This window comes from Lentzea kentuckyensis (assembly GCF_002150765.1).
Classification (GTDB): domain Bacteria; phylum Actinomycetota; class Actinomycetes; order Mycobacteriales; family Pseudonocardiaceae; genus Lentzea; species Lentzea kentuckyensis.
Window position 1 is genome coordinate 1 of sequence record NZ_MUYM01000102.1, and the last position, 15,881, is coordinate 15,881.

Genomic DNA, 15,881 nt, shown 5'->3' on the forward strand with positions numbered 1-15,881 from the left:
GACCTCGCCGAGCTTGATCTCGTTGTGGAAGGTGGATGTCATGGGGTTGACGTTAGGGAGGGGGTCTGACGCTTTTTTCTCTTCGGGGTCTTCAGATGCGGTTGTGAAGGAGGAGTTCACTCGAAGGGGTGGGGGTTGTGGGTGCGAGGTTCGTCGCGAGCGTCGCGAACACCACCGTGCGGCCGTCCGCGCTGATCGTGGGCGCGACCGAGAAGTTGTTGCCCTGCCTGCCGAATCGTTCGCTCAGCCGCACGACCGAACCAGACCTCATGTCCTTCAGGAACACGTCGTCGACGTTGTTGGTGTCACGACGCACGAGGTTCGACGCCAGCGACGAGAACACGACGAACCGGCCGTCCGCGCTCACTGAGGGCTGGTAGGGCTGCGCGTCGGACACCGTCCCGTCAGGACGCGTGTTGACCCGCGTGATCGCCTTGGTGCGCAAGTCCTTCATGAAGATGTCCGGCGTGTCCTCCGTGTCGCCGGGCACCAATGTGTCGCCCCACGCCACGAACAACACGCGCGAACCATCAGGCGTGATAGCGGGCATCAGCGTGTAGGAGGACGTCTGCTCACCAATGGCGGACACGTTGACTCGTTCCACCGCACCGGAAACGACGTCTTTCACGAACATGTCCACGCTGCCGTTGGTGTCGTCCGGCACCAGGTTCGTGGCGGCGGAGGGGAACACCACCAGCCGTCCGTCCGCGCTCATCGCGAGACCGTGGTGCACCAGTTTGTCGCCCTGCGCGCCGGAAGCCGAAGTGCTGATCCGCGCCACCTTCCCCGACGACCGATCCGCGAGGAACACGTCCGCCACGCCGTTGGTGTCGCCCTCCACCAACGTCGACGCCTCGGACCGGAACGCCACATAACGCCCGTCGGCGCTGATGGCCGGACTGCCGAACGCCGGACCGTTGCCGCCACTCACGCGAGACACCTGCCCGGTGCGCATGTCCGTCACGAACACGTCGTCCACGCCGTTGGTGTCACCGGCGACCAGATTCGCAGCGGACGACACGAACGCCACGAACCGCCCGTCCGCGCTCAACGCCGGAGGGTCGAACGAAGGCCCGTCACCGCCGCGGGAGGCAGAACGCACGACACCTGTGCGCAGATCCTTCACGAAGACGTCGGAGACGCCGTTGCGGTCTCCGTGCACGAGGTTCGACGCGAGAGAGGGGAACGCGACGTAACGCCCGTCAGCGCTGATCACCGGCGTAGTGGAGTCGCCGTTGCCTCGCGTCAGCGGTCTGAGCAGCGAGAACGACGCGGAAGCCGGAACCGACAGGCCCACCACGAGCACAGCGGCAACGGCAACGGACTTCCCGAACATGGACGTGCACCACCCTAGGTCGCGGGGCGGCGGCGCCAGCCTATCCCGATGTAACCGTTTTCCGGCCGGTTCCGATGTCGGCGACGTCGGCGGCCGCCCGGCCCGCACCCCACCCGGCCGCCGAACGCACCGTCACGCGCGACGTGCGCGTCCGCGTGAACATCTCCTCGAACAGCGTGTCGACTGCCTTCTTGCGGTCAGCGAGCACCGGCAGCAACCGCTCGTCCGAGACATCAGGCGTCTCGGTCAGCCGCTCACCGATCCGCGTCGCGTAGGCCACCAGGAACGACTTCCGGAACGGCCGTGAGCGCGCCTCGGACCCCTTACCGTGCTTCCCGCCGAACGCCACCATCGCCCGTGTCGCCTGTACGAGCAGCGACGTCGACAGCAGCTCCACGCTCTCCAGGTCCACCTCGTCGCCCACAAGTGCGACGAACCCGAACCCGTCGTACGCGACCGCACGCGCGCGGAAGGCGCTCGACACCACGTGCACGAGCTGTGACTTCTCCTTGAAGTAGCTCTTGTCGAGCCACATCCGCCGCGACGTCGCCTGTGCCGGCAGGTCCGCGTCGAGCATCGCCCGTTCCAGCGCGTGCCGGTTCATCAGCTCCTGCGCCTTGGCCGACAGCGCCTCGGCCTCCTCGGGGAAGGACGTCGACTCCGCCTTCGCGAGCAGCCCGCGCACCCGGTTCAGCACCTTCGGGTCCAGCCCCGCGCGCACGGCCGACATCAACCCGTCGCCCGGCAACGGCAGGATCTGCGGCAACGAAGGCAACCGCCTCAAAAACTCCAACAGCCGTGCGGCCGTACGAGACGCGTAGGACGCCGTCTCGATGTGACGCGAAGCCCACGCCTCCAGCAGTGGGCCCTCCCACCACACGGAGGCGCCGATCTCGTCGAGCTGACGCTGCCACCGCGGGTGCACCGTCGCCTCGGCATGAGGCGAACAGGACAAAGCGACCACGTCCACCACGAGAGAGGTGGCCGACTCGTCGAGTGAACGCGACACGATCTCGCGAACGTCGTACGGCAGCCAGCCGCGCTGCCAGGCCGCGTCGACCGCTTTCACCAGTTCCACGCCAGGCAGTATGAGACGTCCGCCATGTGCAAAGGACGGCGCCCGCCTGGTAGACACGGGATGTGATCGAGCTCCAGTTCCGCGGCCGGACCGTCGTCCGTGACCACGCGCTGGTGATGGCGATCATCAACCGCACCCCGGACTCGTTCTACGACAAGGGCGCCACCTACGCCGAGGACGTCGCGATGGAGGCCGTGCACCGCGTCGTCGGCGAAGGCGCGGACATCGTCGACATCGGCGGTGTGAAGGCGGGCCCCGGCGACCTCGTCGACTCCGGCGAAGAAGTGCGCCGTGTTGTGCCGTTCATCGCACGCGTGCGCGACGCGTACCCGGATCTCATCATCAGCAGCGACACGTGGCGCGCGGATGTCGGCCGGCTCGCCTGCGAGGCCGGTGCGGACCTGCTCAACGACACGTGGGCCGGCGCGGACCCGCAACTGGCCGAGGTCGCCGCTGAGTACGGCGCCGGTTACGTCTGCTCGCACACGGGCGGTGTGAAGCCCCGCACGCGTCCGCATAGGGTTAGTTACCCGAACCTGGTGGCGGACGTCATCGCCGAGACGACCGCGCACGCGGAGAGGGTGGTCGCGCTCGGTGTGCCACGCAAGAGCGTGCTGATCGACCCCACACACGACTTCGGCAAGAACACATGGCACAGCCTCGCGCTGGTGCGGCACACGGACGAGCTGGTGGCGACCGGGTGGCCGGTGCTGATGGCGTTGTCCAACAAGGACTTCGTCGGGGAGACCCTCGGCGTGGAACTGCACGAGCGCGTCGAGGGCACCCTCGTCGCGACCGCGATCGCGGCGTTGGCGGGCGCCGCGGTCTTCCGCGCGCACGAAGTGGCGCGCACCAGACGAGTACTCGAGTCCGTCGCTCGACTGTGAGCTGGAGGTATCAGGTGGACGACGTCTTCGCCCGGTTTTCGGAGGACCGGTGGGACGACTTCCTCGACGAACTCGACAAGATCCGCGTGAGCGTGGCGGATCCCGCGGAACGGCAGCAGATGAAGGTGACCGCGCGCCGGGACGCGCGGGAGGCGGGCACTCAGCCGTTGCTCGTGCGGATGGCCCTCGCGGACCACTACCTGAACCTGCTCGCCATCGGCGTGTGGGCGGGCGACGAGAGCTGGCGCGCGGATCTGCGTGACCTGGTCGCCACTCTCGTGCCCGAGAACGACGAGTCACGTGACGACGCCTTGGTGAGCTCTGTCATCGCCGTGGTGCTTGCACAGCTGCTGCAGGACGCACGGCTGCGCGGCGGCTCCGAGGCTGATGTCATCGCACGGTCCGCGTGGGAGAAGGCCCAGGAGTGGGCGGCCTACGCGGAGGACCGTCACGTCGAGCGGCTCCTGCACGCCTCCACGGAGGCCGGCGCGCGCGTGGTGACGGCCTCGGAGGTCCAGGAGGTCGTCGAACTGGCCACGGCCGCCGCGGACGACCAGCACGCCGAGACGATCGCCGCGCTGGAGGTGGAGGGCTTCCAGGCGGAGTTCATGAACGGCGTGTGGGTGGTCGACGGGGACTTCCGGAACGCCGTCAGGGCGGCCGCGCGGGCGATCACGTTGACCGGCTACGGATGTGTCCTCGCGCGAAACATCCGGCAATCCGCCGTGATGCTTTGGCACGAGAACACGCTCGCCATGGCGGACTCGAAGGTGCCGCGCTGGCGCGTCTACCCGATCCTCGCGCCGGTTACTCCGCAATCGAAGTTTTCCGGCGGGGAAGGGTTGCCGTTCACCCGCGAGACACACCCGTTGGCACCCGCGCCAGAAGTCGTGCGCCGGTTGGCGGACGCCGTTGGTGTCAACCTGTCCCATCTGCTGGCTGCATTGCGGTGAAAGGGTGATCTTTGACTTTCCGCAACCTTCACTCGTTATCTTGGTGGCATGCCCAGATTTGCCGAGTTCGATGTGGAAGGCCTGCGTAAATCCAGCGCCGTCGCGGACTTTCCCTGGTCAGAGACGTGGGTCACGTTGATCCGCGTCGATGCCAAGGGAGTTGTCCGGCAAGCCAAGTCGTTGACCGAGAAAGCTTCTTTGCTGACCGTCGCGTCGGACAAGGACCTCGTCATCGCCTCCTGCCCGGAGATTTACGCCGTCGACGACCTGTCGGCAGCCCGAGCCGCAATCAAGGCTTCGGTCGCACGCGAAATGACGCCAAGCCTCGGATGAATGAGTCCCGCCACTCGGGCTCAGCGGCGAGCACGAGTTCCGGGAAACGCCGAAGGAGTGTTCCGAACGCGATCTCTCCCTCGATGCGAGCGAGCCGCGCCCCCACGCAGTAGTGGATCCCGTGCCCGAACGCGACGTGCGGGTCTCGACCCAGCTGCAGCACGTCCGGATCGGAATACCGGGACGGATCCCGGTTCGCTGCCCCAAGCGAGACGGTGACCTGCGAGGACCGCGGAATCGTGACCCCTCCGATCACCACGTCGGAGGTCGCGATGCGCGTCAGCCCCGTGGCGAGCGGGCCGTCGAAGCGCAGGAGCTCCTCGACGGCGTCCGGGATCAGGAGCGGGTCGTCGATCAACTTCCGCGTCATGGCCGGATGGCGCAGCAGCGTCAGCAGACCGTTGCCGATGAGCTGCACGGTGGTCTCGTGTCCCGCTGTGATGAGCAACACGAGGTTCTGCACGAGGTTCGGTTCGTCGCGGAGCTCGGTGATGACGTCGTCGCCTGGCTCCTTCGTGTCCAGGAGATTCTGCACGTATCCGGCGAACCGGGCGTAGGCGTCGACCATCGTCTCCGGCACGAGCAGCTCTGAGGAGAGCGTGCGGACCTCGTCTCTGTCCTTTTCGGGCACACCCAGAAGTTCACAGATGACGGCTATCGGCAACGGGTAGGCGAACGTGCCGATCACGTCGACCTCTTCTTCGGTCTCCCACGCGTCGAGCAGCTCGTTGGTCATCTGCTCGATCCGCGGCCGTAGGGCCTCCATGCGCCGTGTGGAGAACGCGCGCGCGATGGGCTTGCGCAGCCGTGTGTGCTCCGGCGGGTCGCTGTGGTTCAGCATCCCGCCCGGGATGACGGCACTGCTGAGACCGGGGTGGCTGAGCGACTGGACGACGTCGTCGTAGCGGGCGATCACCCACGACTTCTGGCCGTCCGGGGTTTCGACCAGCGCGGGGCCCTGCCCGAGCCAGTCGTCGAAGTAAGGGGTCGGATCGCTGAAGAAGCTCATGGTCACAGCGTGGTGTTTGGGCTGTTCAGGGGCATGAGTAGGCGATCACTCATCTTGCGGTCGCGGATCACCTAGCCTGGCGGCATGGGGTGGCCGTTCGTGGGGAGGGACGCCGAGCTCACCGCGGTCCGACGTGCGGTGCGAGATACCGGGCTGATCGTGGCGGGCCCTGCCGGCGTGGGCAAGACACGGCTGTTGGACGAAGTGACGTGCGACATCCGTCTGCGTGCCACGGCGGCTGTATCCGAGATCCCGTTGGGCGTGATGGCGCCCTTCTTGCCGTCAGTGGATCCCTCGCCGTTGGCGATGTTGACCGCCGCACGGACCGCATTGTGTGGTCGTGTCGTGGTGGTGGACGACGTCCATCTGCTCGACGACGCGTCGGCGGGTTTGTTGCACATGCTCGTGCAGCACCGCGAGGCCGTGGTGGTGGCGACGCTCCGTTCGGGCGAGCGCGCGCCTGATCCCGTTGTGGCGCTGTGGAAAGACGAGCTGTTGCCACGCATCGAGCTGGAGCCGCTCGGGCGTTCCGCGGTGACCGAGGTGCTGGAGACCGTGCTCGGTGGTTCCGTGGACAGTGCTTCCGCGGAACGGCTGTGGACGGCGTCTGCGGGCAACATGTTGCTGCTGCGAGAGATGTACTTCGCCGCGCAGTGGGTGTCGCACGACGGAATGTGGTCGTTGGACGGACCGTTGCCTCTGTCGCCGCGGTTGGTCGAGCTGATCGAGGCACATCTTGCCGCTGTACCGGCGGAGGAACGCCGCGTGCTGGAACTGCTCGCGTTCGGCGAGCCGCTCGACCTTGCCGCTTCTGAGGTGTTGGACGGCCTTGTCACCGTGTCCGCGGACGGGTTGCGGTTGGCGCATCCGCTGTACGGCGAGGTGTTGCGTGCGCAGTGTCCTCCTCTGCGCAAGCGCAACCATCAGCGCCATTTGGCTTCCGTGCTGAAGGATCCGTTGCGAGTAGCTGTTTTGCGTCTGGACAGCGGTACGGCGGATGACCCCGCATTGCTCTTGCAGGCCGCACATCTGGCCAGCGCGACGGGTGGTGTTGTTCTGGCAGAACGACTCGCACGTGCCGCATGGTCCGTCGGTGGTGGTGTGGAAGCCGCCTGGCTGTTGGCGCAGGTGCTGATATTCACCGACCGTGCGGAGGAGGCCGAAGAGGTTCTCGCGATGGTCGCCACCGACGACGATCCGATCGAGATCCGCACCATGCGGGGGATCAACCTCGGGTGGGCTCTCGGGCGCAGCGAAGAAGCCGCGGAGATGATCGTGATGCCGGCGGGACGGTCCGTGATGCTGTTCCACGCGGGCAAGTACGACGAGGCTCGTGCGTTGCTCTCCGAAACCGATCCGGCTGATGCGCCGTTGATCGCGATGATCGACGTGGTCCTGGGCCGGTACACGGGGCAGTACCCGGAGGTTCCCCTGAGCCCGGACGCCGGGCTGGGTGGCGTGATGATGACGTTCGTCGAGGTGTTCGTGCACTCCCTGCACGGCGATCTGGCTCGTGCGGAACGTCTTGCCGTGCGCACGTACGAGGAGAAGGCCGAGTGGGACACCATGCGGTCGACCTGGGCGGTGTCGTGTGCAGGGCTGGCGAGGGCGGGTGGACGGTTGCTCGAAGCCCGGAGGTTGTTGTTGGAGGCCAGGCCCGTGCAGCCGTTCGTGCGACTGTGCGAGCTCGCGCATGTGGAGGCGTTGCTGGGCAACGACGCGCGGTCGTTGCTCGCGGACGCGGAAAAGCTGGCGCCGCAAGGGATGCGGCCGTACCGATTCGGGTTGTGGCTGGCGCGGATCTGGGCAGGTGGGGTCTCACCGTTCGAGGCAGCTGCCGATGCCCGCGCCCACGGTGAGTTCGCCGGTGAGGCGTTGCTGCTGCATGAGGCGGTGCGGCTCGGACACGCGGCCGATGCACTTGAGCGGTTGCGCGAACTCGCTGCTTCGACCACGGGATTGCTGGTCCCGGTGTTCGCGGCGCATGCGGAGGCCCTGGTGCGCAACGACTCCGCTGGGTTGGAGGAGGTGGCGGCACGGTTCGAGTCAGCGGGGTTCATGTTGCTCGCGGCGGAAGCTGCTGCTGAGTCCGGCAATCGGGCGTTGTTCGGCCGGTTGGTCGGCTTCTGTGAGGGCGCGCGCACTCCTGCGTTGGCTCTGATGTCCGCGGTATCGCTTACCCGCCGTGAACGTGAGGTAGCCGTGCTGGCCGCACGCGGACTCACGAACAAGGAGATCGCGTCGTCGTTGGTGATCTCCGTGCGGACCGTCGACAACCACCTGTCGAACGCCTACGCGAAGCTCGGCATCGCGACTCGCGGTGAGCTCGCGTTAGTCCTTACGGATGACAACGGTTAACGGAAGGCACGGGTCCGAACGACACCCCCGGCATGAGCAACGGGTACGCGGTCGTCGACGTCGAAACCACCGGGCTCTCACCCGGTCACCACCACCGGGTGATCGAGGTCGCCGTCGTGCACGTCGACGAGTCCGGCCGCCGCACCGACGAGTGGTGCACGCTGGTCAACCCGCGCCGTGACCTCGGCGCCCAGCACGTGCACGGCATCAGCGCCGCCGATGCCCGTCGCGCGCCGGACTTCGCCGGCATCGCCGGTGAGCTGGCCGCGCGGCTGTCCGGACGGGTGCTCGTCGCGCACAACCTGTCGTTCGACCTGCGGTTCCTGAGCGCCGAGTTCGCTCGTCTGGGGCACGAGTTCGCTGCTTCGGGGCTGTGCACGATGGAGTTGGCCGGGAGGTTCCTCGGCGCGTCGTCGCGTTCGCTCGCCGCGTGTTGCTCCGCGGCCGGTGTGTCGATGGGGACCGCGCACTCCGCGTTGCACGACGCACGGGCGTGTGCGGGTCTACTGATGCGCTGCCTCGATCGCGTTGGTGACGTTTCACCCGTGCGGCTTGATGTGCCGCGTTCCAGTGTTTTTGCCGTGCAACGCGGTCACGGCCATTCCGCCGAGCAGCACTTCCTCTCCAAGCTCGTGCGGCTGCTACCGCGCGTGGAGACGCCGGGCGGTGACGAGTACCTCGACGTGCTGGACCGGGCGTTGGTCGATCGGCACCTTTCGGTGGAGGAGCAGGAGGAACTGGTCGACGTGGCCGGCGCGCTCGGCTTGGGGCTGCCCGAGGTGATGGGGCTGCACCGCGGCTATCTCGCCGCACTGGCCGAGGCCGCGTGGGAGGACGGGATGGTGTCCGCCGACGAGGAGGCCGACCTGCGGCTGGTCGCGTCGCTGCTCGGGGTGGACGTGAGCGACGTGTTGCGGCGGCGTTCGGTGCGGCTTTCGCTGGGAGATCTGGTCGTGTTCACCGGTGACATGCGCGAGCCACGTGACGTGTGGGAGAGCAGGGCGTTGTCGGCCGGGCTGGCGGTGAAGGGCGGGGTCACGAAGAAGACCGCGCTGGTGATCGCGGCGGACCCGGATTCCATGTCGGGCAAGGCGGACAAGGCGCGCACCTACGGCATCCCGATCGTGTCCGAGGACCTGTTCGCGGGCATGCTCGGGGAGCTCGCGGGAGGCCACGCGTGAACGACGTGCGGCAGGTGGCCCGGTTGATCCAGGAGCGCAACCGCGTCGACGCCGCCCTGTCGGCGTGCATCCGGCGGCCCGCGCTGCCGGGGCACCTGGGCGACTGGATCGCGGCCCAGGTCTTCGGGATCGAGCTGGAACAGCACACCACGGCCAAGGGCGTCGACGGGCGGTTCGCGGACGGGCGGACCGTCAACATCCGGTGGTACCTCAAGCGGGACAACCTGCTGGACCTGCGTGAGGACGGGCCGGACCACTACCTCGTGCTCACCGGGCCGAAGGCGCCCGCCGAGAGCTCACTCGGCACCGTGCGGCCGATGGTCATCGACGCCGTGTACCTGTTCGACGCCGCGGCCGTGGTGGCCGAGTTGAGGGCACGCGGGTGCAAAATCGGCGTCGCGTCCAGTGTGCGCGGGCACGTGTGGGAGGCCGCGGAGATCTATCCGCGGCACAACCCGGCGTTCGTGCTCAGTGACGAGCAACGGGAACTGTTGGCGTTGTTCACTCATCAGCCGTGAGGCTGTGACCGTCCCAAGTGAAGCGAACCGTCGTCACGGCGTCGTCGCCGTCGGTGCCGGTCGTGAGCTGGTGGATGGCGATGCCGGTCAGCTCCCGGTAGTCGCACCACTCGTGGTCCGACGTGAGCACCAGGTCCAGGTCGAAGTTGACCAGCAGTTCCAGCAGCTGACCGCGGTTCGTGGCGTCGACGCCGACGAAGACCTCGTCCAGCAGGATCAGCCGGGGCGCGGTCGGGGTGGCGTGGTAGTGGGCGGCGGCCGCGGCGAACAGCGGCAGGTGCAGCACGATGGCCTTCTCGCCACCTGACAGGGCGCCGTGGACGCGTTTGGTCACGGGGACCCAGCCCTCGCCGCGGTCCACCTTCACGACGAACTGGTGCCACGTCGTGTAGTCGAGGACCTGCGCGAGTTGTTGTTCCCAGCCCGTTGCCGTGTCGTGCGCGCGTGCCTCTTCCACGCGCTCGCGGAAGAACTGGTGCAGCAACGAGCGTTCCGACGCGTCGAGGTCCGAGCGCAGCAGAAGGTCACGTGCTTCACGGGTGCCTGGTGGCAGTTGAGGGTCCACCTGCCAGTCGAGCTGCACACGGATGCCGGACGCGGTTTGGACGCGCTCCAGGCGTTGGTTCATCGTGTCGACGAGGTCGGCGGCGCCCTGGATGCGCTGGGCGATGTGCCTGCGGGTGTCGCCGGTGAGGGTCTGGTCGAAGAGGTCGCGTTCGGCGTCGGTGATGTGCGTACGCATGCGGTCGCGTTCGGCCTTCAACGCCCCCAACAGCGCGTGCGCGCCCATCCGTACGCCGTCGATGGTTGCGCTCAGCACCGTGACGTCGTCGTCGGGGTCTAGAGAGAGGTCGATGCGACCGGCGAGTTGTTGTTGGGCCGCGTGCACGGCCATGCCCAGGCGAGCCTCGAAATCGCGGATCAGCCGTGGGTCCACCACACCGTCCGGCACGTCACCGGCGTCGGCGGGCAGGTGTCCGCTGGTGAGGTGGCGGTAGCGCGCCTCGGCCGCGTCGCGGACGACGGTGGCTTCGGTGGCGCGCGCGGTGTCCGTCTTGCGCTTCTCCTCGAGCGTGCCGAGGGTGCGCGCCAGTCCTGTTTGCTTGTCCTGCAGCAGTTCGCGTTCCTCAGCCAAAGCGAGTGCCTTGGTGCGCAACGTGATCAACTGCTGGTCGAGCGCGTGGAACTCGGAGCCCGCGGAACGTTCGACGGTGTCGAGCGTGATGGCGAGGTCGGCGGCCTCCTGCTGGCGGGCGCCGGCGGTCTCCTCGGCCTCGTCCGCGAGCGAGTTGCTCAGCGAGGCCCGGCTCAGGGCGTCGTGCGATGTCGCCTCGGTCGCGAGGGCGTCGTGGCGGTCGTCCAGCCAGCGGTGGCCCGCGGTGCCGAACGCCGACACCGCCTCCATGTCCGTGGCGTCGGTGCCGATGTCGCGCAGGGTCTCCGCCACGGCCAGCTCGGCGTCCGACAACCGCCGAGTCGCGGCGGCCACGGCGTCTTTCCTCGCCGCACAACGCAACTGCGCCTTGGTGCGCTGGTCCTCGGCGATCTCGATCGGATCGGTGGACGGTTGCCTGGCCAGCTCGCCGGCCAGGGTCGCGCGGCGCACGGCGATCTGGTTCAGCGCGGCGTCCACACCGGACAGATCGGTCGCGAGCTGTTCGATCAGGCCGGTGAGCTCGGCGATTCGGCCTGCCCGTGCACGTTTGCGCGAATCTGCGCCGATGTAGGTGGGGAACGGTTTGGCCCAACGGCCGTGTGTGTTGCCCAGGCGCCACGTTCCGTCGGCGCCGATAGCGGCGATATGCCGGGGAGCCGTCTCGCCGAACGCGATGCTTTCCAGGAAGTGGTAGCAGCGTTCGTCGTCGGTGACCAGCACTTCCCGCAGCGTGGAGCCGGTCGCGGGGCCGGCGAGCAGGGGTTCGGCGAAGCGGTCGTGGTCGGAGAGACCGAACGAGTTGTCCGGCGTGAGCCAGGCGTCCAGCAGACCCGACGCCTCCAGGGCGGCTTCGACTGCGGCGCACACGGCCGGTGGCGTCTCGGGACGGAAGTTGACCAAACGCCACAGGGGCGCGCCCACGGCCGTGGTGCGGTACGCGGCGTTGCGCGTGTACGGCGCGGGTGGTGGCACGTCGACCTGATTAGCGAGCTTCTCGCGGATGGCGTTGTACTGCGCGAGTTCGCCGTTCAACGCCGTGCGCGTCTCGTGCAGGCGCGCCTCGATGCCGCTGAACTCCTCGCGGGCCATGGCGGCGGCTTCCGCGACCTCGCCGTGCTCGGAAACACGCAGCTCAGAGCAGCCGCGCGCCCACGTATCGAAGTCCGCGCCGAACTTCGCAAACGCTTGCTCGAACGCCTGTTGCGCCGATGCCTCAGCATCCGTGGCCAGGTCGAGTTCCTCGTGGGTTTCCTCAAGCCGTTGGCGAGCGGCATCCCGTGCGTCAACGGCTCTCTCGTGTGCCGCAACGGCACGCATGACGGCGCTGATCTCGGCGGTGCGGGAGTCCACGGCGGCGGAGAGCAGCTGACGGCCCACACGTGCGTCGGTGCCGGCTTCGATCTCTTCGAACACCGACGGCATGCCCGCGAGTTCGGCGGCTTCTCTGGCGATCGTCGCCGAACGCCGCACCTCGTCGGCGCGGGCGGCCGCGTCGGACTTGGCCTGCGCGGCCAGTTCCTCGTCGGCGACCGCGCGTGCACGGAGCTTCGCGGCGTGAGATGCCGCTTCCGCGGCACGGAGGTTCGCGGCGGAAAGCTGTTGCCGCAACAGGTCGAGCTGCTTGCCCTCCTGATAGGCGGGCAGATCGGAGATGCCGGAGATCTCCGCGTCGACCGCGCTCGCCTCGCGCCCCAGCGCCGCGAGCTGCTCGAACGCCTCGTCGGTCAGCGTGATCTGGCGTTCGTAGCGGCGTTCGCTCATGCGGGCCGCACGCGTCGTGTCTTCGAGGTGTTCGGTGGCGGACTCCAACGCGTGTGCCGCCGCACCGAGCACACGTTGTGCATAGGTGCGTTGGACATCTGCGAGCCGTTCGGCGGTGGTGATGTCCTCATCGAGCCGCCGCAGCGTCTCGCGTTGCTGGTCGAGCCGTTCGAAACCCTCGGCGATCTCGGTGAGATCGGACTGGTCCAACGGCGGAAGCGCCTTGGACAGCAACGAGGACAGCACGCTCGGGTCGAGACGTTCGGACAGCTTCGGCGTGCGCAGCTGCAGCAATGCGGTGATCAACGAGTCGTACCGTTGCTCGCTCACGCCGGGGAACAACGTCGTCCGCACCGTGTGGCGGTAATCGGTCGGTGAGGCGTGCACGACGCCGTGTTCACCAATCGCCGCAACGAGATCCGTCTTGGTCAACGGCCGCCCGGCCTCGTTCACCAGCGCCAGGTCACCGACCCGCAGCGACGTGGTGAAGTACGTGGCCGTGACGTTGGACGTGTTCGTGGTGGCCTGCAACCGCGCACCGCACGTGAACCACTGCTCGCCGTGCTGGAACTCCAGCCACACGTACCCAACGCGCGTGCTGCCCTGGTTGCCCTCGCCCATGAGGTTCCAGTGCATGGTGCGGTCCGCGCTGCCGAACGTCGACAGCCGGTGCGGCCGCAGGTTCGCGTCGAAGAGGTACGGCAACAGCAGTTCGAGCGCCTTCGACTTGCCCGTGCCGTTGGGACCCCTGAGCAACAGCCGGCCCTGGTAGAACGAGAAGATCTCGTCGTAGTAGCGCCAGACGTTGATGATCCCAGCGCGGCTGGGTTGCCACCGGTCAGTCATGCAGCTCCTCCACCGCGTACCTGGCTGCCGCGGGCAGCCTGCGAACGGTGCCGTTCTCCGTGCGCGCCAGCCCGAACGCCTCCAGCAGCGCGAGCCCGTCCGCCGTGAGCCTGCCCGCGCCACCGTCCGACTGGTAGGCCTTGGCCCAGTTGCGGAACTTCGTGAGCAGCTCGCGTGTTTCCTCGACGAGGTCCTCGGTGGTCGCCGGGCCTTCTGCCAACCGGTCGAGCAACAACAGCGCGGCGACCTTCTCGTTGCTGTCGTCGTCCGGAAACCTCATGTCCGTGGCGATCGCGTCGGCGTCGACCACGAGATACCCCTCTGCGCGTTCCTCCAGCGTGCACCCGGCGAGCCCGACACCCGTCTGAACGATCTTGCGGCCGCTCGGCGACGTGAGGAACGCGAGCTGGCTCGCGGTCAGATCTTCCCGGTACACCACGGGATCGTCGATGAGCCTGCGCATGGTGGAGTGCCGTTGCCACAGGCTGCGGTGCGCGTTCTCGTACCGCGACTCGCGGGTCAGGTCGTCGATGCTGTCCACCGTGGACGGCGAGACCGGCGCAGCCAGCAGCCGGGTGATGAGCATCGGGTCGGCGCGGAGCTGTGGTTCGTTGTGCTCGATGGCACCTTGTTCTTCGAGGAACTTCAACACGTCCGTGTACGCATTCCGGTCGCTACGGCGGTTCGGGTCGAACGACGGGAGGCCGTCCAACGCGATCGACTGCCTGGTCTTCTCGGCCAGTGCGTCCGCGGTTGTTGTTGGTGTGGTGAGCAGTTCCGCGCACACCACACACAACAACACGTAACGCCGACGGTCGAGCGCGGGCCTCGTGCGGTCAGGCCGTTGCGTCGTCTTGAACAGGCGCGCGTATCCAGCGCGTGGTTCGACGAGCACACGCCAGCCGGTGTAGTAGTCGAACCACTTCACGATCGGTTCGCGGCGCCTTCTGATGAGGTCGAAGCCATCGGGGTCGTGCACGGCGGTCAGCAACGGGCGTGCGAGCAGCATCCGCACACCGCGCGCCACCTCCTCACCTTCCAGCCGTGCCAGCTGGTTCCCGATCTTGCTCATCGGCTCTGCACGTCGATCACGTAGTCGGGCCCGCTCAGCCGGCCCTTCTGGGTGGTGATCGTCGCCCAGCCACGCGCGTTGCGCAGGTTGATCTGCATCCGCCCGTCCGTCGTGCCCGCCGTGCGCGTGCCGGTGCTGTCCGGGTCGCTGCCCAGCGCCCGCCCGACCAGGTCGATCAGCCGGTGGAAGGTCGCGTGGTCGAGGTTGGTGAGCGTGGAGATCCGGATCGCGCCGTCTGTCTGGATCTGCCCCCACGCGTGCTCGAGCTCTTCGCGTTCCTTTTGAGCCTGTATGCGCCGGTTCCGCCGGACCTCGTCGACGTTGCGAACCTTGCCGGTGCTGCCGATGTGCTCCTGCTTGCCCGTTTTGCGTAGCTGCGGCGACACCGGCACCGGCGGCGTGTTGCGCCACGGCTCGCCGCTCGGGATCAGCTCCCCGTCAGCGTGTGCGAGGTGTGCGTGCCGCGCCGGCCACAGCCCGAACGCGGCGTTGAACAGCTCGTGTGCCTCGTCCTCGCTCCTGGTCTCGGCGAACCACCGGGCGAGTGCCTTGAAGTCGGCCGCGGTGTTCGTCGGCTTCTTGCGCTCGCTGATCCGGTCGAGCACGCGCAACAGCTGGACGATCGCCCTTCTCGCCACGTCCTGCAGCTCGTCGACGTTCTGGAACCAGGTCTTGAGGCTGTCCCAGGCCCTCGTTCGGTCCTGGCTCCAGTTCTCGTCCTGATACAGGTCAGCGCCGTTGCGCGCGCGTTCGTGCAGCTTCACAGGGTCGATGCGGGCGATCTTTTCCCGGATGCCCTGCTTGCGCGCGTCCAGGTCGGCGATGAAATCGCGCAGGTAGGTGATCGTGGTGCGCTTGACGTCCTGGAAGGTGGCGAGGTCGGCCTGCTCGTCCCTGAGCAGCCGCTGCAGGTCGGCGTTGAACCGCGTGGTGTTGGTCCTGAGGGCTTCGAGGTGACCTTCGAGCTCCATCAGGGCCGTGAACGTGCGGCGGTCGTCTCTCGCTTCGCTGAGTTCATCAAGGCGGTCCGCGATCGCGTCGAGGACGGCGGTCTGCAGAGCGCCGCTGCTGGTCAGCGTGGTCTCCACCTGCTGGATGCCGGCGTGCGCCGCCTCGCCCAGCTTGGTGAGGCCGTAGCGGTGCTGCGACGCGTCGATGAGGCCCCACTGGCGGAGATTCGTCAGGGACGCGGTCAGCTCGTCGTCGGTTGTCTGGTTGGACCAGCCGGTGTCCCTGAGCGCCTGATGCACGTCGTCGAGAGTGAGAGCGGTCTCCAGCCGTTCGTTCGCCACGCCGAATGCGTGCAGCACTGCGGTGTGCAGCTCTGCGTGCTCGGTGGTGGTGAAGCGGAACAGGTCCGCCGGCACCCGTGGGGACATCGTCACGGGGCCCA

12 protein-coding genes are annotated in these 15,881 nt (G+C 67.7%); 6 read left to right on the plus strand and 6 right to left on the minus strand.

Annotation, left to right across the window (positions count from 1 at the left end; all coding sequences use genetic code 11):
- Window positions 1-91: 91 nt before the first annotated feature.
- The gene (locus B0F77_RS37880) at window positions 92-1,336 is read right to left on the minus strand and encodes a TolB family protein (protein ID WP_086667874.1); all 1,245 of its coding nucleotides are present in this window, start codon (window positions 1,334-1,336) and stop codon (window positions 92-94) included.
- A 40-nt stretch (window positions 1,337-1,376) separates the two neighbouring features.
- Window positions 1,377-2,414 carry a DUF2786 domain-containing protein gene (locus B0F77_RS37885; protein WP_086667875.1) on the minus strand — a complete coding sequence of 346 codons (1,038 nt, stop codon included), beginning with the start codon at window positions 2,412-2,414 and terminating at the stop codon, window positions 1,377-1,379.
- Between the two features lie 62 nt (window positions 2,415-2,476).
- Between B0F77_RS37885 and folP the strand changes: the two genes are divergently transcribed.
- The 3 genes from folP to B0F77_RS37900 are packed head-to-tail and all read left to right on the plus strand — an operon-like array spanning window position 2,477 to window position 4,587.
- Complete coding sequence (gene folP, locus B0F77_RS37890; protein ID WP_086667876.1) at window positions 2,477-3,301, plus strand: dihydropteroate synthase; 825 nt, start codon at window positions 2,477-2,479, stop codon at window positions 3,299-3,301.
- Between the two features lie 14 nt (window positions 3,302-3,315).
- The gene (locus tag B0F77_RS37895; protein ID WP_086667877.1) at window positions 3,316-4,254 is read left to right on the plus strand and encodes a hypothetical protein; all 939 of its coding nucleotides are present in this window, start codon (window positions 3,316-3,318) and stop codon (window positions 4,252-4,254) included.
- Window positions 4,255-4,302: 48 nt separating this feature from the next.
- Entirely contained in the window at window positions 4,303-4,587 is a 285-nt protein-coding gene (locus B0F77_RS37900) for a hypothetical protein (protein ID WP_086667878.1), read from the plus strand.
- On the opposite strand, the gene B0F77_RS37905 is transcribed toward B0F77_RS37900, so the two are convergent.
- The gene (locus B0F77_RS37905) at window positions 4,544-5,596 is read right to left on the minus strand and encodes a cytochrome P450 family protein (RefSeq protein WP_086667879.1); all 1,053 of its coding nucleotides are present in this window, start codon (window positions 5,594-5,596) and stop codon (window positions 4,544-4,546) included. The genes B0F77_RS37900 and B0F77_RS37905 overlap by 44 nt on opposite strands.
- Window positions 5,597-5,680: 84 nt before the next feature.
- Here B0F77_RS37905 and B0F77_RS50640 point away from each other — a divergent pair, with 84 nt between their 5' ends.
- Genes B0F77_RS50640 through B0F77_RS37920 form a run of 3 tightly spaced genes read left to right on the plus strand, consistent with a single transcriptional unit; the run spans window position 5,681 to window position 9,653 of the window.
- Entirely contained in the window at window positions 5,681-7,954 is a 2,274-nt protein-coding gene (locus B0F77_RS50640) for a helix-turn-helix transcriptional regulator (RefSeq protein WP_086667880.1), read from the plus strand.
- Window positions 7,955-7,986: 32 nt separating this feature from the next.
- Window positions 7,987-9,135 (plus strand): exonuclease domain-containing protein, encoded by a 1,149-nt coding sequence (locus tag B0F77_RS37915; protein WP_086667881.1) that lies wholly within the window; start codon window positions 7,987-7,989, stop codon window positions 9,133-9,135.
- On the plus strand, window positions 9,132-9,653 hold the full coding sequence (locus B0F77_RS37920) for a DUF6998 domain-containing protein (RefSeq protein ID WP_086667882.1): 522 nt from the start codon (window positions 9,132-9,134) through the stop codon (window positions 9,651-9,653). Before B0F77_RS37915 ends, B0F77_RS37920 begins: the two co-directional genes overlap by 4 nt.
- Here B0F77_RS37920 and B0F77_RS37925 read toward each other — a convergent pair.
- From B0F77_RS37925 to B0F77_RS37935, 3 genes are read right to left on the minus strand one after another with little or no spacing between them, the layout of a single operon-like run.
- Window positions 9,637-13,416, minus strand: a complete 3,780-nt coding sequence (locus B0F77_RS37925; protein ID WP_086667883.1) for a TIGR02680 family protein — start codon at window positions 13,414-13,416, stop codon at window positions 9,637-9,639. The two genes, B0F77_RS37920 and B0F77_RS37925, sit on opposite strands and share 17 nt — an antisense overlap.
- On the minus strand, window positions 13,409-14,488 hold the full coding sequence (locus B0F77_RS37930; protein WP_086667884.1) for a TIGR02678 family protein: 1,080 nt from the start codon (window positions 14,486-14,488) through the stop codon (window positions 13,409-13,411). Before B0F77_RS37930 ends, B0F77_RS37925 begins: the two co-directional genes overlap by 8 nt.
- Window positions 14,485-15,867 carry a TIGR02677 family protein gene (locus B0F77_RS37935; protein WP_086667936.1) on the minus strand — a complete coding sequence of 461 codons (1,383 nt, stop codon included), beginning with the start codon at window positions 15,865-15,867 and terminating at the stop codon, window positions 14,485-14,487. Before B0F77_RS37935 ends, B0F77_RS37930 begins: the two co-directional genes overlap by 4 nt.
- Window positions 15,868-15,881: the final 14 nt, after the last annotated feature.